Here is a 20,001-nt window from a genome sequence, read left to right on the forward strand (position 1 = left end):
TGCTGGGGCGGCATGGTGGTGGGGCAGGCGGCGGCGCGCTTCGCCGCCATCGGCGCGGGCGTGGCCTGGTACGGCCGCGCTGGGCGCCGGGCGGGCGGCAGGGGACGCTGAAGCCGGCTCCGATGAGGCAGGCTCGGGTTCGTCCGACGCTGTGGGCTGTTCGAGGGCCGGAGCGACGAATTCTCCTGCGTCGGCCTCGACCGGGGGCTCGCTTGTTTCCGCCTCACCATCTGAAGATTCGGCAGGCCTAGGCACGGCCTTGGCCTCTTCGGGTTCCGCCTCGACGGCCGGCTCGTCCAGAAGAAGCGCAACAGAGGATTCGGCAGGGGGCGAGGCGGAGTCTGCGCACGGCTTGCCCGCATCGACCAAAGGTTCGACCGTCGTCACCGGCTCGGCTTCCACCGGTTGAGCTTCGCCGTTCGCCATGGGGGTTTCGGCGTCCTGGCTCGCAGGTGCGTCCGCGGCGTCGTCTGCAGGATGAGACGCCTGATCGGGACCTTCGTCGACCTCTTCGTCCGCTTGCTTGAGATCCGACTCGTTCAGCAGGGCGGATATTGCGCTTTCCCACGTCATGGGCTCCGACGCGTCATGGGCCGGAAAAGGCGCGACATCGACCGCGTCGAAACCGGTCGAACCGGCCGCCTCCGTCGTCTCCAAGATCGTCGCCGTCGCCGGGGGCAGGGGAGCGGACAGCAGATCGGCAAGGGAGACCGGGGCGTCCGGATTGGCGACGAACAGGGCCCGTTCGGTCGCGCGGCGACGCGGGGGCGACAAGGGGCCGCCGTCGTCGATCCAGGCGGCCAGGGCTTCGGCCGCAGCCTGGGTCTCACCCGCGTTCAGTCGCCTCAAGACCTCGGAGGAGCGGAAGCGATCCACCCCGATGGAGAAGACGAAACTGGCGAGGGCGTCGTACTGGTGCTGGTTCAGCGGCGCCTGGACTTCGTCGATCGCCTTGACGACAGGCAGCAGGTCGTACTGCAACAGCAGTTCAGCATCGACTTCCGAAACGGTCAGCCCCTCGCGGGCGGACGCCGTATGGCCATAACCGATCATCCAGCGGCCGTCGTCGCGCTGGATCGCCCGAGGGCGGAAACCCTCGAAGCTCTTGATCAGAATGACACCCTCGCGGGAGATCTTGGTCGGTTTCAACGTGTCTGACACAGGTGTTGCCCCAAAGCGAGACGACGGCTCGGCCCTGAGCCGTCCCGCAGCAAGCCTGGGGCCAAGCGTTTACAACAGAACGATCGTCGCAAGACCCAGGAATATGAGGAAGCCGAAGAAATCGGTCGTGGCGGTCACGAACACCGCCGAGGAGACGGCGGGGTCGAACTTCAGCTTCGACAGGGTCAGGGGCGTCAGAACCCCGATACAGGCCGCGACCAGCAGGTTCAGGATCATGGCGGCGGCGATGACGACGCCGATCTTCCAGTCCTCATCTCGGAACCAGATCCCCGCGGCGACGCCGATCAGGGGCGCCAGGATCAGGCCGTTGGCCAGGCCCACGACCAGTTCGCGGAAAAACGTGCGGGTGGCGTTGGCGGAGTTCAGTTCGCGGGTCGCGAGGGCGCGGACAGTGACGGTCAGAGCCTGGGTGCCTGCATTGCCGCCGATGGCCGAGACGATGGGCATCAGGACCGCCAGGGCCACAATTTGTTGGATCGTGCCCTCGAACAGGCCGATCACGCTGGCGCCCAGGGCGGCGGTCGCCAGGTTGATGGCCAGCCAAGGCACGCGGCCGCGCACGATCTCGGTCACGGACGAGCCGCGATCCTCGTCGGAGACACCCGCCAGACGCAGGATGTCCTCGCGGTTCTCCTCCTGAATGATGTTGACGATGTCGTCGACAGTGATCTGGCCGACCAGCCGGCCGGCCGCGTCCACGACTGGCGCCGAGATCAGATGGTACTTTTCGAAGATGTAGGCGACCTCTTCCTGGTCCTGATCGACCGCGATCTCATTGATCGGCTCCATCAGGTCGGACAGGGCGGCGCTGCGGGGGGCGCGCAACAGGCCGCTAATCGGCACCCCGCCGACGGGGCGGTTCAGCGGATCGACCACATAGATGTCGAAGAACAGCTCCGGCAGGTCGTCGCCCTGTTTGCGGATATGGTCGATGGTGTCGCCCACGCTCCAGAACTGGGGCGCCGCCATCACCTCGCGCTGCATCAGGCGGCCGGCGGACTCTTCCTCATAGCCCAGGCTGCTCTCGATCGCGGCGCGATCGACGTCGGGCATGGCGGCCAGGACGCGTTCGCGCTGGTCGTCTTCCAGATCCTCGACCACGGCGGCGGCGTCGTCGGAATCCAGTTCCTGTAGGGCCTCGGCCAGGGTGCCGTGCGGCACCCGCTCCAGCACTTCTTCCCGAATCCCGTCGTCCAGCTCCGGCAGGGTCTCGGCCAACAGTTCCGGCGGCAGCCACAGCACCACGACCGCGCGGTGCTCAGCCGTCAGGAAGCCCATCAGATCGGCGACGTCGGCGGGGTGCAGATCCTCCAGCAGCGACCGCAGTCGCATGCCGTCGCCGTCGTCGGCGGCGTCCACGACTTTTTCGACGAATTGGGGCGTGAGGACATAGTCCTCGTCCAGGGCGGCGTGGTCTTCGGTTTCAGGCGCTTCGGCTGGAGCAAAGGCGGTGTCCGTGGTGCTCACGTGGTCGCCTCCCTTGGTAGAATGTCCAGCCGTAGTTAGCCGATGAATCGCCCTGTTTAGCCAGATGGTGCGGTCGAGAAGACTCGAACTTCCACGGGTTGCCCCACAGCGACCTCAACGCTGCGCGTCTACCAATTCCGCCACGACCGCTCGCATCGGAGCGGCGGCGAATAGACGAAGCCGCTGGAAAAGGAAAGTCTCTCTTTTGAGCCGAGCGCGCTTTGTGCGGTTGACGCCGTTCGGATGTCAGGCCGCGCCGGCCATGAAGTCATAGACGTCGGCGGGCCGGGTGACGGTGATGGCGATCCGGTCTTCGCGAATCTCGATTTCGCCGCGCGCGACGGGGTGGTTGTTCGCCAGGATCCAAACCTCGTCGCCCTCGGATGCATCCAGCGGAATCACCGCGCCCCGACCCATCTTCAGCAGTTGGGACATCGGCAGCACCATACGCCCCAGCACGACTGAGATTTCGACGTTGACGGCATTGATCTGGGACACGGGCGCTCTCGTTCACTAAGAGGTCGTCCCTTGCGGAAACGCCTCCGCCTGCACATTGAAGCCTTATGCTTGCCGACCCGTTAAGTCTCGACCTTCAGAAGCTGCGTCGCGGCGACGGCCGCCCGGTCGGATGGGCCGTCTCTTCGACCTATGTCGATTACGCCGCCGCCGAGTCGTTCATGGAGGCCCGCGTCGCCGCCATCGCGGCGGGGGAGGCGGCGGAGCTGGTGTGGCTCTTGGAGCATCCGCCCCTCTATACGGCCGGAGTGTCGGCCAAGGACGAGGATCTGCTCGACGCGGCGCGCTTTCCCGTTCATCGCACGGGGCGTGGCGGGCAGTTCACCTATCACGGACCGGGTCAGCGCGTGGCCTATGTGATGCTGGACCTGAACCAGCGCGGCAAGGACGTGCGCGGTTTCGTGCGCGGGCTGGAGCAATGGCTGATCGGCGCCTTGGACCGGTTCGGCGTCGAGGCCGGGGTGCGCGAGGGCCGGGTCGGGGTCTGGGTCGAGCGCAAGGGCGCGGGCTGGTCGCGCGAGGACAAGATCGCCGCCATCGGGGTCAAGGTCCGCAAATGGGTCAGCTTCCACGGGATCAGCCTGAACGTGGAGCCCGACCTGGAGCATTTCGGCGGCATCGTGCCGTGCGGCATCCAGGACCACGGGGTGACCAGCCTGGTGGACCTGGGAATCCTGGCCGCGATGGATGAGGCGGATGCGGCGTTGAAGAACAGCTTCCGACAGATATTCGGTCCGGTGACGGAAAGTTCCCCGCCGCTCTGAGCCGGATCGGCGCTAGGCGAGGGCTGCGACAATCGCGCCAAAGGGCGCCGATGGGGGTTGGCAAGCCCGGCGGCCATAAGGTTTAACGGCGCCACCTCGCTTTAGAATCCGAGCCCAGGAGCCTCCATGAACCGCTTGATCGCCGCCGCCTCGGCCGCCGTCATGTCCCTCAGTCTGGCGGCTGGAGCCGCATCGGCCCAGGATTTCCGCGCCCTGGCCCAGCAAGACCTTCAGGCCGCCCGTGACGCCCTGGCCGCCAACCATCCGGCCGCCGTCATTCCCGGCGCGCCGGGCGAAGCCTTCCGCAACTGGATCGACGCCGGTTATCAGGACGCCATGGGCCGCGTCGGCCGCGTCAACAGCGGGGACAGCCACGCCTATCTGTTGCGCTACTATGCGAACGGATTCCGCGATTCCAACACCGCGATCCGGCCGACCTATGAAGGGCAGGGGCCCTTCTTCGCCATCGGCTGGCCGGGCGTGACGACGGCCTGGCGCAACGGCGAATATGTGGTTTCCTACGTCAAGCCGGGCGTTCGGAACCTGCCGCCTGTCGGCTCGACCCTGGTCAAGTGCGGCGACAAGACTGCGGCTCAACTGGCCGATGAGCGGCTGGACCGTTGGGAAGGCGATCTGACGACGGAAGCCGGGCGCGTCCGCACCGCCCCCTATCTGCTGTGGAACCGCAACAACCCCTTCACCGGCGGGGTGCCGTCGCTGTGCAGCTTCAAGGTCGGGCGTCGGGAGCGCGAGTTCCAGATGCAGCCCCAACCCGCCGACGCGGCGTCGCTGGAAGCCGCCTATCGCGCGACCGTCTATGTGCCGCCGGCGACGCCGCTGGCGGTGGAGACCGTCAACGGTCGTCCCTGGGTCCATGTCCACAGTCTGGCCGACGACGCCGGCTGGGACGCCTTCTTCGCCGCCGTCGAGGCGCAACTGCCGGCCATTCGCGGATCGCAGGGCCTGGTGATCGATCTGCGCGGCGCCGACGGCTCGTCGCTGAACGCCACCAGCCGCGGCTACGGCCTGGCCAATCGCATCTGGACGCCGGAGTTCACCGTCAGCCGCCAGCCGGAAGCCGGCTCCATCACCTATCGCGCCACCCCGGCCAATCGCCAGTGGTTCGTCGACACCTTGGGCCGCATGCAGGCCGATCCTCGCTTCGTGCAGGAATCCAGCGCAGTGATCGACCAGACCCAGGCCATCGTGGCGGCCTTCGATTCGGCCCTGGCGGCCAATCAGGCGACCTTCACCATGCCGGGTCGTCCGTCCGTGCCGGACACCGGCGCGGCCAATCCGGTCGCCGGACCCGTGGTCGTTCTGGTGGACGCCGGCTGCAGCGGGGGCTGCCTGGACACCCTGGATCTGCTGACCCGCCTGCCGAACGTGCGTCTGGCGGGATCAACCACGGCTGAGGACACCATCTTCATCGAGCCGACCGTGCTGCGTCTGCCGTCGAACTACGCGGAACTGACCTATGGCCATAAGGCCTGGACCACCCGCCAGCGCGGCAATGACGCCCCGTACACGCCGACGCAGGGTCTGGCTTACTCGGGTGATGCGGCCGACGAGACGGCCGTGCGCGCCTGGGTCGCCAGCCTGTTCCAATAGGACGTCCTGGCGATCGGGTTTGAAGGGGGCGGGTCGGGGTGGAACCTCGGCCCGCCCCTTCCTATTTCGGGCTCATGACCGACATCGACCTTTCCGATTCCGTAGCCCCCCGACACTCCTCGGCCGGCTATGATCTGACGCCGCCCGATGATCAGGAACGCGCCCGGCTGGAGGCGGACCTGAACCCCGAGGAGAAGCGCGTCCTCCTGTCCCACGGCACGGAGGCGCCGTTCTGCGGAACCCTGCTGGGCGAAAAACGCGCGGGCGTCTTCTGTTGCCGGGAGTGCGGTCTGCCCCTGTTCCGCAGCCGCACCAAGTTCGAAAGCGGAACCGGCTGGCCCAGCTTCACCGAACCTGTCGATCCGGCCCACGTCCATGAGGTGCGCGACACCAGCTACGGCATGATTCGCATCGAGACCCTGTGCGCCCGCTGCGGCAGCCACCAGGGCCACGTCTTCCCCGACGGCCCGCCGCCGACGGGAAACCGCTATTGCATCAACTCGGTCGCTCTGACCTTCGTGCCCGAAGGCGAACCCTTGCCGGACCCGTTGCGACGGGGCGACGGAAACGCCTGACCATGGCCGCAATCGGCGTGCTAGGATGAGGCGGAAGGAGACGGCCCATGCTGATGGCAGGACTTGTGGCGAGCTTGGCGCTCGCAGCTTCGGGCGCAGGCGCGGACGGCGATCCTGACGGCGTCGTCGCGACCGCCCCGACCAACGCCCCGACCCTGGCCCAGGCCATGGCCGCCGCTCCGGAGGCCGCTGCGCCTGCGCCGACCGCGCAGGACGCTCAACCCCATGGGATGACGACGGAACAGCAGATCCAGGCCTGGCTCAGCAACCGAACCCCCGGCGTCGATTTTCAGGAGCCGCCCGCCGAAGGCCCCATGGACGACCGCCAGATGCACGGCATGGTCGAGGCGGGCGTCGGCACCGGCGGCTATCGCAGCTATGGCGCAGCCGTCTCGATGCCGATCGGCGAAAACGGGCGTCTGGACTTGGCCTATCGCGAGGGGCGCAACGAGCCCTGGGGCTACGGCTATGAGGCTTACGGCTACGGACTTCGGGGGCCTGGCTTCTATCCGCCTTACGGGCGGGTGCGCGGCTACGGCGCCGATTCGAGCCGCAAATCCCTGTCGATGGGCTTCAGCTGGAGCAAGGACCGGGACGCTGAAGACGGCGCGGCCTGGCCGCGAGGCGCGACGGCGTCCGACTGAAGCGGCGCGGCCTTCCATCAAGCAAAAGGCCCGGCTTTCGCCGGGCCTTTTTCGTCTCAGATGGTGCCGCCGGGGGGAATCGAACCCACGACCTCAGCCTTACCAAGGATGCGCTCTACCACTGAGCTACGGCGGCCCCGACTGAGGAAGCGGCCGTATAGCCAAACCGTTCGGGGGAGGGAAGCGGCTTTTTGACGATCTGAAAGAAAGTTTGGACAAGCCCCATTATCACGGCATTTTAAGCTCATGACTCGTCCGCCGCACGACACCGACACCCCGCCCGTCGAGACCTCGCCCAGCTTGACGCCAGAGGGCGGCGCGTCGTCCGAGGCTGCGCGGGCCAAGGCCGAACGCGCCATTCGCCTGGCGGCGGCCCTGCGCGCCAACCTGCGACGCCGCAAGGCGCCCGCCCGAACCCCGGCGGCGCCCAAGGACAGCAACTGAAAGTCATCGCCCGGCGGACGCTCCGCCCTTTGGCAAGCGCGCGCCGGCTTGCTAGAGAACCCTCCCCCCGAGGCGTTTCCTTCGGGCGCGCTTCAAGGACGTCATGGACAGTATCGCCATTCAGGGCGGCGCTCAGCTCTTCGGGGAGATCCCCGTCAGCGGCGCCAAGAACTCCGCCATCAAGCTGATGGCCGCCTCGATCCTGACGGATCAACCCCTGCTGCTGACCAATATGCCGCGGCTGGCCGACACCCGCTTCTTGGGTCAGTTGCTGCGCCAATTCGGCATTGAGGCGACCGAGCGGGACGGCGCCGACGGGCAGGAGAGCCTGTTCCACGCCAAGACCCTGACATCGACCTTCGCCCCCTATGATCTGGTGCGGCAGATGCGGGCCTCGTTCAATGTGCTGGGGCCGCTCTTGGCCCGCACCGGCGAGGCCAAGGTGTCTCTGCCCGGCGGCTGCACCATCGGCGCCCGGCCGGTGGATCTGCATCTTCAGGCGCTCACGGCCCTGGGCGCTGAGATCGAGCTGGAGGAAGGCTATGTCACCGCCAAGGCGCCGTCCGGCCTGAAGGGCGCCGACATCGAGTTTCCGTTCGTCTCCGTCGGGGCGACCGAACACGCCCTGCTGGCCGCCGTCCTGGCCCAGGGCACGACCGTGCTGCGCCGCGCCGCGCGTGAACCCGAGATCGGCGATCTGGCGCGCTGTCTGACCGCCATGGGCGCCAAGATCGAGGGGATTGACACCGACGTCCTGACCATCACCGGCGTCTCGTCGCTGACCGGGACGACCTGGTCGGTGATTCCCGACCGTATCGAAATGGGCTCCTACGCCGTCGCCGCCGCCATGGCCGGGGGCGAGGTCCGGTTGACCAAGGCCAGGGCTGATCTGATCGGCGCCCTGACCGACAAGATGATCGAGGCCGGAGTCGAGGTGTCGGCGACGGAAGACGGCGTTCTGATCAAGCGCGACCCCAAGGTCCGGCTGAAGGCGGTCGATGTCGAGACGGCGATCTATCCGGGCTTCGCCACCGATCTGCAGGCCCAGTTCATGGCCCTGATGACCACGGCAATGGGCGTCAGCACGGTGCGGGAGACGATCTTCGAGAACCGTTTCATGCATGTGCCGGAACTGGCGCGGCTGGGCGCCGAGATCTCCGTCCATGCGGGCGAGGCCCGTGTGCACGGCGTCGAGGCGCTGCACGGCGCCCAGGTCATGGCCACCGATCTGCGCGCCTCGATGTGCCTGATCATCGCCGGCCTGGTCGCCGAAGGCGAAACGACCGTCGGTCGCGTCTATCATCTCGATCGCGGGTTCGAGCGTTTGGAACAAAAGCTCGGCGCCTGCGGCGCAGAGATTCGGCGGATCAAGGGTCACAGCGAAGGGATGGAGTGATGACAGCGGAGATCGACGGCGCCCTGTCCGAAGCCAAGACGGCGGTCGAACCGCTGCGTCTGCTGGCTGAGGACGCCGACGATCTGCAGATCATCTCGGCCGCCCTTCAGGACGCCATACTCCGGCCGATCGACATCGTCTGGGAAAAGGGCGCGCGCACCCTGACCATCGCCTTCAGCCGCTTCTGTTGGGAATGCGGCGGAACCCGCGTCATGTCCGCCATGCAGTTCGGCGATGTCATGGGGGTAAAGAGCCGGCGGTTGCCGCGCAACCCGGACGCCTCGCTGGAGCTGCTGGCGCTCGACTTCATCCCGACCGAGGCGCCGAGCGGTCGGGTCATACTGATGTTCGCCGGGGGCGGTGATCTGAGAATCGACGTCGAATGCCTGGACGCCGTCGTCACCGACATATCCGAGCGCTGGCCGGCCCGAATGGCGCCGACCCATTTGGACGACGCAGAGCTGGACGAAGGGAAGACGGTATGAGCGCTCCCCACAAGCTGGCGTCCGTGGAGCTGGACGCCGCCACCCTGCCGGCGGCGACGGCCGAGATCGAACACGAGCGCCGCGTCGCCATCTTCGATCTGGTCGAACGAAACAGTTTTGAACCCGTCGGCGCAGAGGGCGGGTCCTACCGGCTGAAGCTGTCGCTTCAGGACAATCGTCTGGTGTTCGACGTCACGGGCGAGGCCTTCGCCCGCACCTACGCCATCAGCCTGACGCCGCTGAAGGGCGTCATCAAAGACTATCTGCTGATCTGCGACAGCTATTATGAAGCCCTGCGCGGCTCCTCGCCCAGCCAGATCGAATCTGTCGATATGGGTCGACGGGGACTGCATAACGAAGGGGCGGAACAGCTGATGAACCGCCTGGAAGGCAAGATCGCCGTCGATCAGGAGACGGCGCGGCGGCTATTCACCCTGCTGTGCGCCCTCTACCGTCGCGGCTGACCTCGACTATCTTGCCGTTTTGGGGCATTAGGCCCCTCCATTCCGCCCCTCGCGCCCGCCCGGCGTGGGGCTGAACGCATATCAACCGGGCGCGAGAGGCCGCATGGCTAAGGAAGAACTGCTCGAGTTTCCCGGCACCGTCAGCGAACTGCTGCCGAACGCCACCTTCCGCGTGACGCTCGAGAACGACCACGAGATCATCGCCCACACCGCCGGCAAGATGCGCAAGAATCGCATCCGCGTGCTGGCGGGCGACAAGGTCCTGGTGGAAATGACCCCCTACGACCTGACCAAGGGTCGCATCACCTACCGCTTCAAATAAGGAGCGGCGTCGTTTTCGTGTCGGAAGGGCGTCTGGAGCTTGTGCTGGCCTCGTCCAGCCCACGCCGCATCGAACTGCTGGCGCAGGTGGGAATCAAGCCGGATCACATCGACCCTGCCGATATCGACGAAACCCCGCTGAAGGGCGAGACGCCGCCGCGTCTGGCCGAAAGGCTGGCGACTTCCAAGGCCCAGGTGGTCGCTTCGCGTCGCCCCCAGGCCGTCGTTCTGGCCGCCGACACGGTGGTCGCGGTCGGTCGTCGGTTCCTCGAAAAGGCGGCGGACGAGGCCGAGGCCGCACGTTTCCTCAAACTGCTGTCCGGGCGCAATCATCGTGTCTTCACAGGGGTGGCGGTGGTGCGCGACGGCAGGACGGCCGTACGGGTCAATGAGACCCGCGTCACCTTCAAACCGCTGTCCGATCATGAGATCGCGACCTATGTCGCGACGGGCGACTGGCGCGGCAAGGCTGGCGGCTACGGCATCCAGGGCCCGGCCGGCGCCTTCGTTCAGCGGATCGTCGGCAGCCATCCCTCGGTCATGGGGCTGCCCCTGTACGAAGCCGTCCAACTGTTGCACGGCGTCGGCTGGCGCGCATGAGCGGCGCAGTCGAGGTCTTCCTCGACGACACGCCTGGCGAAATCCGCGGCGTGGCGTCCCGGAACGGCCGCTACACCCATCTGATCATCCATCGCGACGACGACGTCCCTCAGTGCCGTTTGGGCGCGCGGGCCGTTGGCCGCGTGACCGACGTCAATCCAGGTCTTCGCGGCGCCTTCATGGACCTAGGCGCCGGCCCGCCGGCCTTCCTGCCGCTGAATCGGAAGGATCGCGTCGATCAGGGCGAGCGGTTGGAGGTGGCGGTGATCGCCGAGCCCCGCGCCGGCAAGGGGCCGGTCGTGCGTCGTCTGGGGCCGGGGGAGGGCGCGCCGCGTCTGCTGCAAGCCGCGCCCGGCGTGGCGGAACGTCTCCAGGCCCTGGCTCCGAATAGTCACTTGATCGAGGGCGTCGCCGCCATCGACGCCGCTGTGGAAGCGGAGGAAGAGGCCTTAGCCGCCCGATGGGGCAGCGCGGCCCATGGCGTCGATCTCGCCTTGGAAAGGACGCGCGCCCTGGTCGCCGTCGACATCGACTATGCGCCCAGTCCCGGTCGAGACGCGCGGCAGGGGCGGGCGGCCGCCAACCGAGAGGGGCTCCATCAGGCCGCGCGGCTGATCGGTCTCAGACAGTGGGGCGGGCTGGTGGTCATCGACCTGGTCGGGGACGGGCAGGACGCGGAGGCTCAAGCCCGCATCGCCCGCGCCGCCTTTTCCCATGAGCCGCAGGCCGTCTTCGGCCCGATCAGCCGGTTCGGCCTGCTGCAGATGTCGCTGCCCTGGCGCATGACGCCGGTCGAGGAACGACTGTTCGACGGCGGCGGACCGTCGGTCGCCACGCGCGCCCTGGCCTTGGTTCGGGCGCTGCGTCGGCGGCTGCTGAGCGAAACGACGACGCCGAGGCTGAGCGTCCGCTGCGCGCCCGAGGAGGCCGCCTTGGCCGCGCCCCTGATCGCCCGGCTGGGGCCGAGGGCCGGCCTGCGGTCCGACGACGCCCTGCCGCCCGGCCGGGGCCATATAGAAGAAGGCTGAACCATGAGCGCCTGTCCCATTTGCCGAAAGGCCGAGGCCGATCCCAAATATCGGCCCTTCTGCTCGCGCCGCTGTTCAGAGGTGGATCTGCAACGCTGGTTCAGTGGGGCTTACGTCATTCCGGTTCCCTTGGAAGAGGGGCTGAAGGAGGATGACGAAAAGGACTGAAACGGCGCTGGACAGTGCGAAAAGTGTCGCCTATAGACCCGCCTCTCGCGACGCCGCGTCGGCGCCTGGATAGCTCAGTTGGTAGAGCAGCGGATTGAAAATCCGCGTGTCGGTGGTTCGAATCCGCCTCCAGGCACCATTTTCCCTTCGGGGCTTCCCAGATCTCATATCTTTTCCCGGCAAGCGCCTTCATGCGTGCGATCGTCGCGTGCAATCGGCGACTCGCGGGGCGGATGACCTGCGGAAGGCTGCTGAAAGAGTTAAAAACTGCGCCGAGGCGCGTTTTCGAACAAGCTTCCCCTAATCTACAGATTAGCATCACAAAAATGTCGTGCTGCGCCATTCTGGGCGCGACAAAAGGGCGAGATTCTCATGAACCTTCTCCCCAAAGGCGAAATCCGGCTGTTGTCCCTTGACGCTCCGGTAAGGGTTCGTCAAAGGGGTTGGGACGCCCTCCCATTAAGGCGTCAAACGGATTCTAGGAGGCGTGTTCTCCCGCGGTTCGAACATCGGAGGCAGTACGGGCGACCGCATATGTCTCCATCCAAGAATTCAGCGGCCGGCGATCCCGCAGGGACATGGCCTCTGAAGGAAACATTTCAGGTTGGGGGGCGGCCCTTTGACACGGCCGCACCTTTGGTTCCACGAGTCAGACCAAGCAGGAACTGGCGAACTATGCTGAACAGCAAAAAGACGAACATCCTTCTCGCCGCGGCCGGCGCGGCCGTCCTGATGGCGAGCTCGCCGGTTCTGGCCCAGGCCCCGGCCGAGCCGACCCCGGCCGCCGCGCCCGCCGAAGCCCCGACGGCCATGGCTCCGGCCGCCGATGCGGCCAACCCCTCAACCGTCGGCGAATCCGTCGGCGGCGGTCATTCGGGCGGCATCACCCCGATCTCCATGTTCATGGAAGCCACGATCATCGTTAAGGTCGTGATGATCGGCCTGCTGCTGGCCTCGATCCTGTCGTGGACCCTGCTGCTCATCAAGCTGTTCGAGTTCGGCGCCCTGAACCGCAAGACCGACAACTTCCTGGAAAACTTCCGCGGCGCCCGCACCATCGCGGACATGCGCGCCGTCGCCACCCAGGAAGAATATGACGGCAACCCGCTGGCCGACATGGCCGCCGCCGCCACCGACGAAATCGAAATGTCGCGTCAAGCTGGCCTTTCGGTCACCGGCGACCACCTGGACAACGCCATGGGCCGCGCCACCGCCGCCGTCGCCGCCGTTCAGTCGGGCCTGGCCAAGCGCCTGTCGGGCGGTCAGCAGTTCCTGGCCTCGGTCGGTTCGACCGGTCCATTCGTCGGTCTGTTCGGTACCGTTTACGGCATCATGAACTCCTTCATCGGCATCGCGGAATCCAATACGACCAACCTGGCCGTCGTTGCTCCGGGTATCGCCGAGGCCCTGCTGGCCACCGGTATCGGCCTGTTCGCCGCTATCCCGGCCGTGGTCTTCTATAACTACTTCAACACCCGCATCGCCGCCTACGGCACCCGCGCCGACGGTTTCGCCGCTGAGCTGCTGAACGGCATCTCGCGTCAACTCGACAAGGGGGCGTAAGACGGATGGCCGCCAAGATTAAATCAGGCGGCGGCGGCAGCCAGGTCGAGGCCAACAGCGATATCAACGTCACGCCTTTCGTTGATATCATGCTCGTCCTGCTCATCATCTTCATGGTTGCGGCTCCGCTCGCATCCGTGTCGGTGCCGGTAGAGTTGCCGATCGCCGTCGCCAAGGCGGCCCCGAACCCGCCCAAGCCGGTCTATATTTCGATCCAGAACGACGGCGACGTCTTTGTGGGCGACTTCCAGACCAGCATCGGAACGCTGGGAGAAGATCTGACGAAACAGATCGGCTCCCGGAACCCGGCCGATGAGCGGATCTTCATTCGGGCTGACCAAAACACCCGCTACGGCGACTTCATGCAGGTCATGAACGCCTTGCAGGATAACGGCTTCTACAGCGTTGCACTGGTCGGCGAAGACCAGGCGACGAGCTAGATGGCGGAGATAGTATGACAGACGTCACTTATCATCGCAGTCGTTACGACGTACCCAAGGCCAAGGGCTTCATGGGGGTTTCCTACCCCGTGCTGATCGTGTGCCTGCTGATCGTCACCCTCCTGTTCGCCCTGCTGATCTTCTTCCTTCAGCAGTCGAAGTTTAAGCTCAAGGAGTTCAACTACGTCGACGAGTCCGTCGAGGTCGAGTTGGTCGAGCCGGTCCCGCCGCCTCCGCCGCCTCCGCCTCCGCCGCCTCCGCCGACGGACACGCCTCCGCCGCCGAAGCTTCAGGTTCGCGTGCCTGCGCCCGTCCCGAACATCGTTCCGCCTCCGCCGGTGAACATCACGCCGACGAAGAAGGAAGATCGGGTCGAGTACACCGGTCCGCCCGTCGTCGTTCCCGGCCCGCCGCCGCCTCCGGCTCCGCCGGCGCCGCCCAAGCCGTCCGTGATCACGAACGTGCAGTGGGCCCGTCAGCCGCGTCCGACCGCCGACGACTTCCCTGCCCGCGCTCTGGAACGGGAAATCAGCGGCTCGGCCACGGTCGAGTGCACGGCTCGCGCCAACGGCTCCCCGGCCAACTGTCGGGTGGTCTCGGAAGAGCCGGCCGGCATGGGCTTCGGTCGCGCCGCCATTCGGGTGGTTCAGCGTGGACAACTGTCCCCGCGGACCGTCGATGGCGCCGCCCAGGACGCCACCTTCCGTGTCCGGGTGCCCTTCACCCTCGGGTGAGGCGCAGCCTTCAAAGGACAGACGCCCCGGAGAGCCATCTCCGGGGCGTTTTCTTTTGTCCCGCGTCGTCACGAAATCGCATCAAGCCGCTTGATCCCCTGTCGCAGGACCGGTAGAGAACGCGCCTCGCGATGCGCGGGCCGCCTTAGCTCAGTTGGTTAGAGCGCCGGTTTGTGGAACCGGAGGTCCTCAGTTCAAGCCTGAGAGGCGGTACCATCGCAGAGGCCGGGCGGGCTTGATGCCCCGGCCTGTAGCTCCCATCTCCTGATCGTCGGCCTCCATTTTCCGTTTTTGGGCCGATCCCCCACATCGACAGGAGAGCGCAGATGAAGACGCGCAAACTGGGTCCGAGCGGACCCGAAGTCTCGGCCATCGGCCTGGGCTGTATGGGCATGAGCGCCTTCTACGGCGGCGCCGACGAGGCCCAGTCCACCGCCGTCATCCACCGGGCCCTGGACCTGGGCGTGACCCTGTTCGATACGGCCGAGATGTATGGGCCCCATGCGAACGAGATCCTCCTCGGCAAGGCGTTGAAGGATCGGCGCAACCAAGCCTTTATCGCCACCAAGTTCGGCATCAATTACAACGCGGACCGGTCGAAGCTGATGGTGGACGGCAGCCCCGCCAACGTCCGCCGGGCCATTGAGGGCAGTCTCCAGCGGCTGGGCGTCGATCACGTCGATCTCTACTATCTCCACCGGGTCGATTCCGACACACCGATCGAAGAGACGGTCGGGGCGATGGCGGAGCTGGTGACCGAAGGCAAGGTCCGCTTCCTGGGACTGTCGGAGGCGTCGCCTGAGACCCTGCGCAAGGCCCACGCCACCCATCCGATCACCGCGCTTCAGACGGAGTATTCGTTGTGGAGCCGCGAGCCCGAAGACGAGCTGTTCGCCGTCACGCGCGAGCTGGGGATCGGTTTCGTGCCCTACAGCCCGCTGGGCCGGGGCTTCTTGTCCGGCGAGATCAGGTCGGTGGACGATCTGGCCCCCGACGACTTCCGCCGCACCAATCCGCGCTTCATGGGTGAGAATTTCCAGAAGAACCTGGATCTTGTCGAGGCGGTGAAGGCGATCGCGGCCGACAGGGGCGTCACGGCCGCCCAACTGGCCCTGGCCTGGGTCCTGGCTCAGGGGGACGATCTGATCCCCATTCCCGGCACCCGCCGCGTCGCGACCCTGGAACAGAACGTCGCCGCCGTGGACCTGGCGCTGACGCCCCAGGATCTGGCGCGAATCGACGCCGTCTTCCCCAAGGGAGCGGCGGTGGGCCATCGCTACGCCGAAGCGGCGCGGGCGGCCCTGAACCGCTGAGGTTCTGGCTCTGAACGCCATGAAAAGGCCCGGCCGGAACGATCCGGCCGGGCCTTTGCTGTTCTGCGCCGAAGAGGATTACTGGATGCGGGTCCAGGTCTGGGTCTTGCACAGGGGAGCGACGACACAGCCGCGCAGGTTCAGGCTGTTGTCCCCGTTCATGGTGATGGTGCCGCGATAGGTGCGGCCGTCAGCCGGATTATAGACCGAGCCGTTGCGCCATTCCGTGGGGCCGCCGGTAAAGCCCGAAAGCATGGGCAGATTGCGCAGGGTCCGGCCCCGCAGGCTGGCGTCGCGATTGTGCTCGTCGCGCACATTGGGGTCGGCGCGGATGTGGTTCGACGTCACCAGCGTCCCGCACAGGGCTTGGCCGCAGCGGCTGATCCGCACCTGGCCGCCATTGGTGGGGGTCTGCCACAGGCCAGTCGGATCGCCGGCCAGGGCGGGGGAGGCGAGGGCGGTCGCCAGGGCGGCGGCGGCCAGCATGATCTTGGTCTTCATCGTCGTTTCCTCTGTTCGGGTCGGCGACGCCGCCCGTTGGGCGCAAGGTGATCCCGGTTTTGGATCAAAACAAGGCTCTGCCGATCACCTTATCGCCAACAAAAACCGGACCTTAGGGAAGCTTTCGGCGGCTGGAGCAGCGGGCGTTCCGCGCGCGGACCGGCTAAGCCCCCACCTATCCCCCGATCAGAGCCAGCCACTCGTCCTCGGTCAGCACCCGAACCCCGTGCTTTTCGGCGTCTTTGAGCTTTGAGCCGGCGCCGGGACCGGCGACGAGATAGTCGGTCTTTTTGGAGACGGAGCCCGAGACCTTGGCGCCCAGGCTTTCGGCGCGGGCCTTGGCTTCGTCGCGGGTGAAGCGTTCCAGGGCGCCGGTGAAGACGACGGTCTTTCCCGCGACCGGGGTGTCGGACTTGGGCCGTTCGGCGTCGAGGATCTGGGTCAGTTCGGCTTCGAGCGCGGCGACGACCTTCAGATTGTGCGGCTCGTGGAAGAAGTGGGCCAGGGCCAGGGCCGCGACGGGGCCGACGCCGGTGACGCCGGCGATCTGGTTCAGGATTTCGGACGGGGCTTCCTCACGCGCCACGCGGGCCAGTTCGACCAAGCCGGACCAGTCCTGAACCATCGTCGCCAGCGAGCGGCGGGCCGGGGCGGCCATGCCGGGGAAGGCCTGACTGATCTTCATGTCCATCGTCGCCTCGGGCCAGGGATCGACGGCGGGGGGCGTCGCCTCGGCCATCAGGGTCAGGACGCGGGGCGATATGGCGTGGGCGGAGGCGAGCGTGGTCCAGGCGTCGGACGGCACACCCGAGGCGGCCTGGACGCAGGCGGCCTTCAGCGCGGACCAGCTTTCGAAGGCCCGAGCCAGGACGATGGAGGTCTGTTCGCCGATGTCGCGTATGCCCAGGCCGAACAGGAACCGGTCCAGCGCAATGACGCGCCGGGCGTCGATGCCGGCGACCAGGTTGCGGATGCTGGTCTCGCCATAGCCATCTTCGCGCTCCAATTCCTTCAGCCGGTCCGCATCGCGCGCCAGGCGGAAGATGTCGGCGGGCTCCTTGATCCAGCCGCGGGCGTGGAAGGCGACAAGCTGTTTCTCGCCCAGGCCTTCGATGTCGAAGGCGCGGCGGCTGACGAAATGCTTCAGCCGCTCGACGATCTGGGCGTCGCAGATCAGGCCGCCGGTGCAGCGGCGCTTGACCTCGTCGCCCTCCCGCACGGCCTCCGAGCCGCAGACCGGGCATTTGTCGGGGAAGACATAGGGGACGGCGTCGGCGGGGCGCAGCTCCGGGACCACGCCCAGAATCTGGGGGATGACGTCGCCGGCGCGTTGCAGGCGGACGGTGTCGCCGACGCGGACATCCAGACGTTCGATCTCGTCTTCATTGTGCAGGGTGGCGTTGCGGACCACGACCCCGCCGACGGTGACGGGGTGGAGCCGGGCCACGGGGGTCAGGGAGCCGGTGCGGCCGACCTGGATGTCGATGCCTTCCAGCACTGTGGTGGCCTGTTGAGCCGGGAATTTGTGGGCGATGGCCCAGCGGGGGCTGCGGGCGACGAAGCCCAGGCGGCGCTGCCAGTCGATGCGGTCGACCTTGTAGACCACGCCGTCGATGTCATAGCCTAGGGTCGCGCGGTCGCGTTCCAGTTCGCGATAGACGGCGATCAGGCCCTCGGCGCCCTCGACCCGGCGCGAGCGGGCGTTGACGGGAAAGCCCCAGGCCTTGAGCTTTTGCAGGGCCTCCCACTGGGTCTCGGCGAAATCGCTGGAGTGTTCGCCCCAGGCGTAGGCGAAGAAGTTCAGCGGCCTTTTGCCCGTGATCCGGGCGTCCTTCTGGCGAAGGGAGCCCGCAGCGAAGTTGCGGGGGTTGGCGTAGGTGCGGCGGCCCTCGGCCTCGGCGGCGGCGTTGAAGGCGGCGAAGGCGTCATTGGGGGCGTAAACCTCGCCCCGGATCTCGATCCGGTCGGGCCAGTCGTCGCTGGCCAGGGCCTGTTTCACATCGGCGATGGTGTTCAGATTGGCGGTCACGTCCTCGCCCGTGCGCCCGTCGCCGCGCGTGGCGCCGAGGGTCAGCCGGCCGTCCACATAGAGGAGGTTGGCGGACAGGCCGTCGATCTTGGGCTCGGCGACGAAGGCGATGGGTTCGTCGGCCGGCAGTTTCAGGAAGCGGGCGATGCGGGCGACGAAGTCGCGCACCTCCCCCTCGTCGAAGGCGTTGTCCAGCGACAGCATGGGGACGCCGTGCCGCACCTCGGCGAACTGGCTGGAGGCGACGGCGCCGACCTTGTTCGACGGGGAGTCGGGGCGGACCAGATCGGGAAAGGCGGCCTCGACCGCCAGATTCCGGGCGCGCAGGGCGTCGTAGTCCGCGTCGGAAATCTCGGGCGCCGCTTCATTATAGAGGGCGTCGTGGCGAGCCATTTCGGCGGCCAGCCAGGCCAGCTCCTCAGCCGCCGTCTCGGCGGTCAGGTCTTCGACGGGCGGAAAGGCGGGAATCGCGCTGGACATGTCGAACTCCCTATCACCTGTTTCAATGCATGCGCAGCGTCAGGTTCATCCCGTCAACGCGGCTGACGGCGCCGCAGCGCCGCGCTAAGTTGCCGTATCGACCCCGTGGAGCCGCCCATGCCGACCGTCCGTTCTTTCGTCAGCGCCGTCATGACGGCGGGCCTCGCGCTCGGGGCGGCCGGCTGTGTCACGCCGACCGCGACGCCGGCCGGCCAGCCGGTCGCCCCGCTCGCCTCCGTCTATGATCAGCTGTTGGCGGACGTGCGGATCCTGTCGTCGGACGAGATGGAGGGGCGCGACACCGGCTCGACTGGCGGAGAGCGGGCCAGGGCCTATCTCGTGTCGCGGCTGGAGGCCCTGGACGTGGCGCCGGCGCCGTTCGGACGGCTGCAGCCGTTCGAAGCCATGGGCGACTCGCCCAACGGGCCGACGACCTATCGCGGCGTCAATATTCTGGGGCTGATCCCCGGCCGCCGGGTCAGCGACCGCTATATCGTCGTGTCGGCCCACTATGATCACGTCGGCGTCCACGGCGGTCGAATCTACAACGGCGCCGACGACAACGCCTCCGGCGTCGCGACCGCCCTGGAGCTGGCCAAGCGGCTGAAGGCCGAGGCGCCGGAGCACAGCGTTCTGCTCGTCTTCTTCGACGGGGAAGAGCGCGGGCTTCTGGGGGCGAAAGCGTTCGTCAAGGCCCCGCCCATGCCCCTGTCCGCCGTCGCCCTGAACCTGAACTTCGACATGACGGCGCGGGCCGAGACCGATGGGCGGCTATGGGTCACGGGAACCTATCAGAATCCGAGTCTACGCCCGATCCTGGAGCCGATCGCCCCGGTAGGGCCGGTCCGCCTCGCCTTCGGCAAGGACACGCCGCAGGACGAGGGAGAGGACAATTGGGTGGACGCCTCCGATCACGCCCCCTTCCATGAGGCCGGGGTTCCCTTCCTCTATATGGGGGTCGATTATCACCCCGACTATCATCGCCCCAGCGACGACTTCGAGCGGATCAAGCCGGAGGTCTTCGCCGCCTCGACCGAACTGGCCATCGCCGGATTCCGGGCTCTGGACCGGTCGTTGGATCGCTGATGCGGCGCCTGGGCGGGATTCTTCTCTGTATTGCAGCCCTGGCGGCGTGCGAAGGCCGGGAGAGCGGAGTGCGTCGGGGGACGGAGACCGCAGAGCGGGCGCCGGTTGAGGCGGCCTTCCGCCACCATCTGAGCGGCGACGTCTCGGGCCAGTATCGGCCGGTTGGGGGCGGGGCTGCACGGGGGGAGTT

At 67.0% G+C, this 20,001-nt stretch carries 22 protein-coding genes, 4 tRNA genes and 1 pseudogene; 20 read left to right on the plus strand and 7 right to left on the minus strand.

Annotation, left to right across the window (positions count from 1 at the left end):
* The 4 genes from AC07XS_RS14590 to AC07XS_RS14605 form a co-directional block, all read right to left on the minus strand.
* Window positions 1-1,161, minus strand: a 1,161-nt coding sequence (locus AC07XS_RS14590; RefSeq protein WP_182715010.1) for a lysozyme, incomplete at its 3' end; no start/stop codon positions are given.
* 69 nt (window positions 1,162-1,230) lie between these two features.
* Window positions 1,231-2,649 carry a magnesium transporter gene (gene mgtE / locus AC07XS_RS14595; protein WP_054766068.1) on the minus strand — a complete coding sequence of 473 codons (1,419 nt, stop codon included), beginning with the start codon at window positions 2,647-2,649 and terminating at the stop codon, window positions 1,231-1,233.
* A gap of 65 nt (window positions 2,650-2,714) precedes the next feature.
* A tRNA-Leu gene (locus AC07XS_RS14600) sits at window positions 2,715-2,799 on the minus strand.
* A gap of 96 nt (window positions 2,800-2,895) precedes the next feature.
* Window positions 2,896-3,147: a FliM/FliN family flagellar motor switch protein gene (locus AC07XS_RS14605; RefSeq protein WP_054766067.1), complete on the minus strand. Its 252-nt coding sequence runs from the start codon at window positions 3,145-3,147 to the stop codon at window positions 2,896-2,898.
* A gap of 65 nt (window positions 3,148-3,212) precedes the next feature.
* On the opposite strand from AC07XS_RS14605, the gene lipB reads away from it, so the two are divergent.
* The 4 genes from lipB (at window position 3,213) to AC07XS_RS14625 (ending at window position 6,759) form a co-directional block, all read left to right on the plus strand.
* The gene (gene lipB, locus AC07XS_RS14610) at window positions 3,213-3,929 is read left to right on the plus strand and encodes a lipoyl(octanoyl) transferase LipB (protein WP_182715009.1); all 717 of its coding nucleotides are present in this window, start codon (window positions 3,213-3,215) and stop codon (window positions 3,927-3,929) included.
* Window positions 3,930-4,055: 126 nt separating this feature from the next.
* Window positions 4,056-5,540 carry a hypothetical protein gene (locus AC07XS_RS14615; protein WP_182715008.1) on the plus strand — a complete coding sequence of 495 codons (1,485 nt, stop codon included), beginning with the start codon at window positions 4,056-4,058 and terminating at the stop codon, window positions 5,538-5,540.
* A gap of 74 nt (window positions 5,541-5,614) precedes the next feature.
* Window positions 5,615-6,115, plus strand: a complete 501-nt coding sequence (gene msrB / locus AC07XS_RS14620; RefSeq protein ID WP_054766064.1) for a peptide-methionine (R)-S-oxide reductase MsrB — start codon at window positions 5,615-5,617, stop codon at window positions 6,113-6,115.
* Window positions 6,116-6,162: 47 nt separating this feature from the next.
* On the plus strand, window positions 6,163-6,759 hold the full coding sequence (locus AC07XS_RS14625) for a hypothetical protein (RefSeq protein ID WP_321208157.1): 597 nt from the start codon (window positions 6,163-6,165) through the stop codon (window positions 6,757-6,759).
* Between the two features lie 61 nt (window positions 6,760-6,820).
* Here AC07XS_RS14625 and AC07XS_RS14630 read toward each other — a convergent pair.
* Window positions 6,821-6,895: transfer RNA gene (locus AC07XS_RS14630), tRNA-Thr, on the minus strand.
* 110 nt (window positions 6,896-7,005) lie between these two features.
* Here AC07XS_RS14630 and AC07XS_RS14635 point away from each other — a divergent pair.
* The 14 genes from AC07XS_RS14635 to AC07XS_RS14700 all read left to right on the plus strand — a co-directional run bounded on the left by AC07XS_RS14635 (window position 7,006) and on the right by AC07XS_RS14700 (window position 15,715).
* Window positions 7,006-7,203 (plus strand): hypothetical protein, encoded by a 198-nt coding sequence (locus tag AC07XS_RS14635; protein ID WP_182715012.1) that lies wholly within the window; start codon window positions 7,006-7,008, stop codon window positions 7,201-7,203.
* Between the two features lie 103 nt (window positions 7,204-7,306).
* Window positions 7,307-8,599, plus strand: a complete 1,293-nt coding sequence (murA, locus tag AC07XS_RS14640) for a UDP-N-acetylglucosamine 1-carboxyvinyltransferase (RefSeq protein WP_182715007.1) — start codon at window positions 7,307-7,309, stop codon at window positions 8,597-8,599.
* A complete protein-coding gene (locus AC07XS_RS14645; protein ID WP_182715006.1) occupies window positions 8,599-9,084 on the plus strand; it encodes a DUF2948 family protein in 486 nt (161 codons plus the stop codon). The genes murA and AC07XS_RS14645 overlap by 1 nt, the downstream gene beginning before the upstream one ends.
* The gene (locus tag AC07XS_RS14650) at window positions 9,081-9,548 is read left to right on the plus strand and encodes a UPF0262 family protein (protein ID WP_054766060.1); all 468 of its coding nucleotides are present in this window, start codon (window positions 9,081-9,083) and stop codon (window positions 9,546-9,548) included. Before AC07XS_RS14645 ends, AC07XS_RS14650 begins: the two co-directional genes overlap by 4 nt.
* A 103-nt stretch (window positions 9,549-9,651) precedes the next feature.
* Window positions 9,652-9,870 carry a translation initiation factor IF-1 gene (gene infA, locus AC07XS_RS14655; RefSeq protein WP_008261544.1) on the plus strand — a complete coding sequence of 73 codons (219 nt, stop codon included), beginning with the start codon at window positions 9,652-9,654 and terminating at the stop codon, window positions 9,868-9,870.
* A gap of 17 nt (window positions 9,871-9,887) precedes the next feature.
* Window positions 9,888-10,469, plus strand: coding sequence for a Maf family protein (locus AC07XS_RS14660; RefSeq protein WP_054766059.1), 582 nt, complete (start codon window positions 9,888-9,890; stop codon window positions 10,467-10,469).
* The gene (locus AC07XS_RS14665; RefSeq protein WP_182715005.1) at window positions 10,466-11,497 is read left to right on the plus strand and encodes a ribonuclease E/G; all 1,032 of its coding nucleotides are present in this window, start codon (window positions 10,466-10,468) and stop codon (window positions 11,495-11,497) included. Before AC07XS_RS14660 ends, AC07XS_RS14665 begins: the two co-directional genes overlap by 4 nt.
* Window positions 11,498-11,500: 3 nt before the next feature.
* Window positions 11,501-11,665, plus strand: coding sequence for a DNA gyrase inhibitor YacG (locus AC07XS_RS14670; protein ID WP_082382714.1), 165 nt, complete (start codon window positions 11,501-11,503; stop codon window positions 11,663-11,665).
* A 63-nt stretch (window positions 11,666-11,728) separates the two neighbouring features.
* Window positions 11,729-11,804, plus strand: a tRNA-Phe gene (locus AC07XS_RS14675).
* A gap of 536 nt (window positions 11,805-12,340) precedes the next feature.
* Entirely contained in the window at window positions 12,341-13,228 is an 888-nt protein-coding gene (gene exbB / locus AC07XS_RS14680; RefSeq protein WP_054766057.1) for a tonB-system energizer ExbB, read from the plus strand.
* A gap of 5 nt (window positions 13,229-13,233) precedes the next feature.
* Window positions 13,234-13,668: a biopolymer transporter ExbD gene (locus tag AC07XS_RS14685; protein ID WP_054766056.1), complete on the plus strand. Its 435-nt coding sequence runs from the start codon at window positions 13,234-13,236 to the stop codon at window positions 13,666-13,668.
* A gap of 14 nt (window positions 13,669-13,682) precedes the next feature.
* Window positions 13,683-14,402: an energy transducer TonB gene (locus AC07XS_RS14690; RefSeq protein ID WP_182715004.1), complete on the plus strand. Its 720-nt coding sequence runs from the start codon at window positions 13,683-13,685 to the stop codon at window positions 14,400-14,402.
* 139 nt (window positions 14,403-14,541) lie between these two features.
* Window positions 14,542-14,618 (plus strand) — tRNA-His (locus tag AC07XS_RS14695).
* Window positions 14,619-14,728: 110 nt separating this feature from the next.
* On the plus strand, window positions 14,729-15,715 hold the full coding sequence (locus AC07XS_RS14700; protein WP_182715003.1) for an aldo/keto reductase: 987 nt from the start codon (window positions 14,729-14,731) through the stop codon (window positions 15,713-15,715).
* A 78-nt stretch (window positions 15,716-15,793) separates the two neighbouring features.
* On the opposite strand, the gene AC07XS_RS14705 is transcribed toward AC07XS_RS14700, so the two are convergent.
* Both AC07XS_RS14705 and ligA read right to left on the minus strand, forming a co-directional pair.
* On the minus strand, window positions 15,794-16,216 hold the full coding sequence (locus AC07XS_RS14705) for a DUF2147 domain-containing protein (RefSeq protein ID WP_054766053.1): 423 nt from the start codon (window positions 16,214-16,216) through the stop codon (window positions 15,794-15,796).
* Window positions 16,217-16,391: 175 nt separating this feature from the next.
* A complete protein-coding gene (ligA, locus tag AC07XS_RS14710) occupies window positions 16,392-18,725 on the minus strand; it encodes an NAD-dependent DNA ligase LigA (RefSeq protein ID WP_182715002.1) in 2,334 nt (777 codons plus the stop codon).
* A 117-nt stretch (window positions 18,726-18,842) separates the two neighbouring features.
* Between ligA and AC07XS_RS14715 the strand changes: the two genes are divergently transcribed.
* A complete protein-coding gene (locus AC07XS_RS14715) occupies window positions 18,843-19,811 on the plus strand; it encodes a M20/M25/M40 family metallo-hydrolase (protein WP_182715001.1) in 969 nt (322 codons plus the stop codon).
* Window positions 19,811-20,001, plus strand: a pseudogene (locus tag AC07XS_RS14720) (hypothetical protein); the annotation flags it as partial. The gene AC07XS_RS14715 and the pseudogene AC07XS_RS14720, both read left to right, overlap by 1 nt.

This window comes from Brevundimonas sp. GW456-12-10-14-LB3 (genome assembly GCF_059424365.1).

Coding starts and splice junctions, on each gene's coding strand:
- ligA (WP_182715002.1), bottom strand. CDS start 18,725: ATGTCCAGCGCGATTCCCGCCTTTCCGCCCGTCGAAGACCTGACCGCC.
- AC07XS_RS14700 (WP_182715003.1), top strand. CDS start 14,729: ATGAAGACGCGCAAACTGGGTCCGAGCGGACCCGAAGTCTCGGCCATC.
- AC07XS_RS14670 (WP_082382714.1), top strand. CDS start 11,501: ATGAGCGCCTGTCCCATTTGCCGAAAGGCCGAGGCCGATCCCAAATAT.
- AC07XS_RS14690 (WP_182715004.1), top strand. CDS start 13,683: ATGACAGACGTCACTTATCATCGCAGTCGTTACGACGTACCCAAGGCC.
- msrB (WP_054766064.1), top strand. CDS start 5,615: ATGACCGACATCGACCTTTCCGATTCCGTAGCCCCCCGACACTCCTCG.
- AC07XS_RS14645 (WP_182715006.1), top strand. CDS start 8,599: ATGACAGCGGAGATCGACGGCGCCCTGTCCGAAGCCAAGACGGCGGTC.
- AC07XS_RS14715 (WP_182715001.1), top strand. CDS start 18,843: ATGCCGACCGTCCGTTCTTTCGTCAGCGCCGTCATGACGGCGGGCCTC.
- AC07XS_RS14650 (WP_054766060.1), top strand. CDS start 9,081: ATGAGCGCTCCCCACAAGCTGGCGTCCGTGGAGCTGGACGCCGCCACC.
- infA (WP_008261544.1), top strand. CDS start 9,652: ATGGCTAAGGAAGAACTGCTCGAGTTTCCCGGCACCGTCAGCGAACTG.
- AC07XS_RS14615 (WP_182715008.1), top strand. CDS start 4,056: ATGAACCGCTTGATCGCCGCCGCCTCGGCCGCCGTCATGTCCCTCAGT.
- AC07XS_RS14625 (WP_321208157.1), top strand. CDS start 6,163: ATGCTGATGGCAGGACTTGTGGCGAGCTTGGCGCTCGCAGCTTCGGGC.
- AC07XS_RS14705 (WP_054766053.1), bottom strand. CDS start 16,216: ATGAAGACCAAGATCATGCTGGCCGCCGCCGCCCTGGCGACCGCCCTC.
- exbB (WP_054766057.1), top strand. CDS start 12,341: ATGCTGAACAGCAAAAAGACGAACATCCTTCTCGCCGCGGCCGGCGCG.
- AC07XS_RS14685 (WP_054766056.1), top strand. CDS start 13,234: ATGGCCGCCAAGATTAAATCAGGCGGCGGCGGCAGCCAGGTCGAGGCC.
- murA (WP_182715007.1), top strand. CDS start 7,307: ATGGACAGTATCGCCATTCAGGGCGGCGCTCAGCTCTTCGGGGAGATC.
- AC07XS_RS14665 (WP_182715005.1), top strand. CDS start 10,466: ATGAGCGGCGCAGTCGAGGTCTTCCTCGACGACACGCCTGGCGAAATC.
- lipB (WP_182715009.1), top strand. CDS start 3,213: ATGCTTGCCGACCCGTTAAGTCTCGACCTTCAGAAGCTGCGTCGCGGC.
- AC07XS_RS14635 (WP_182715012.1), top strand. CDS start 7,006: ATGACTCGTCCGCCGCACGACACCGACACCCCGCCCGTCGAGACCTCG.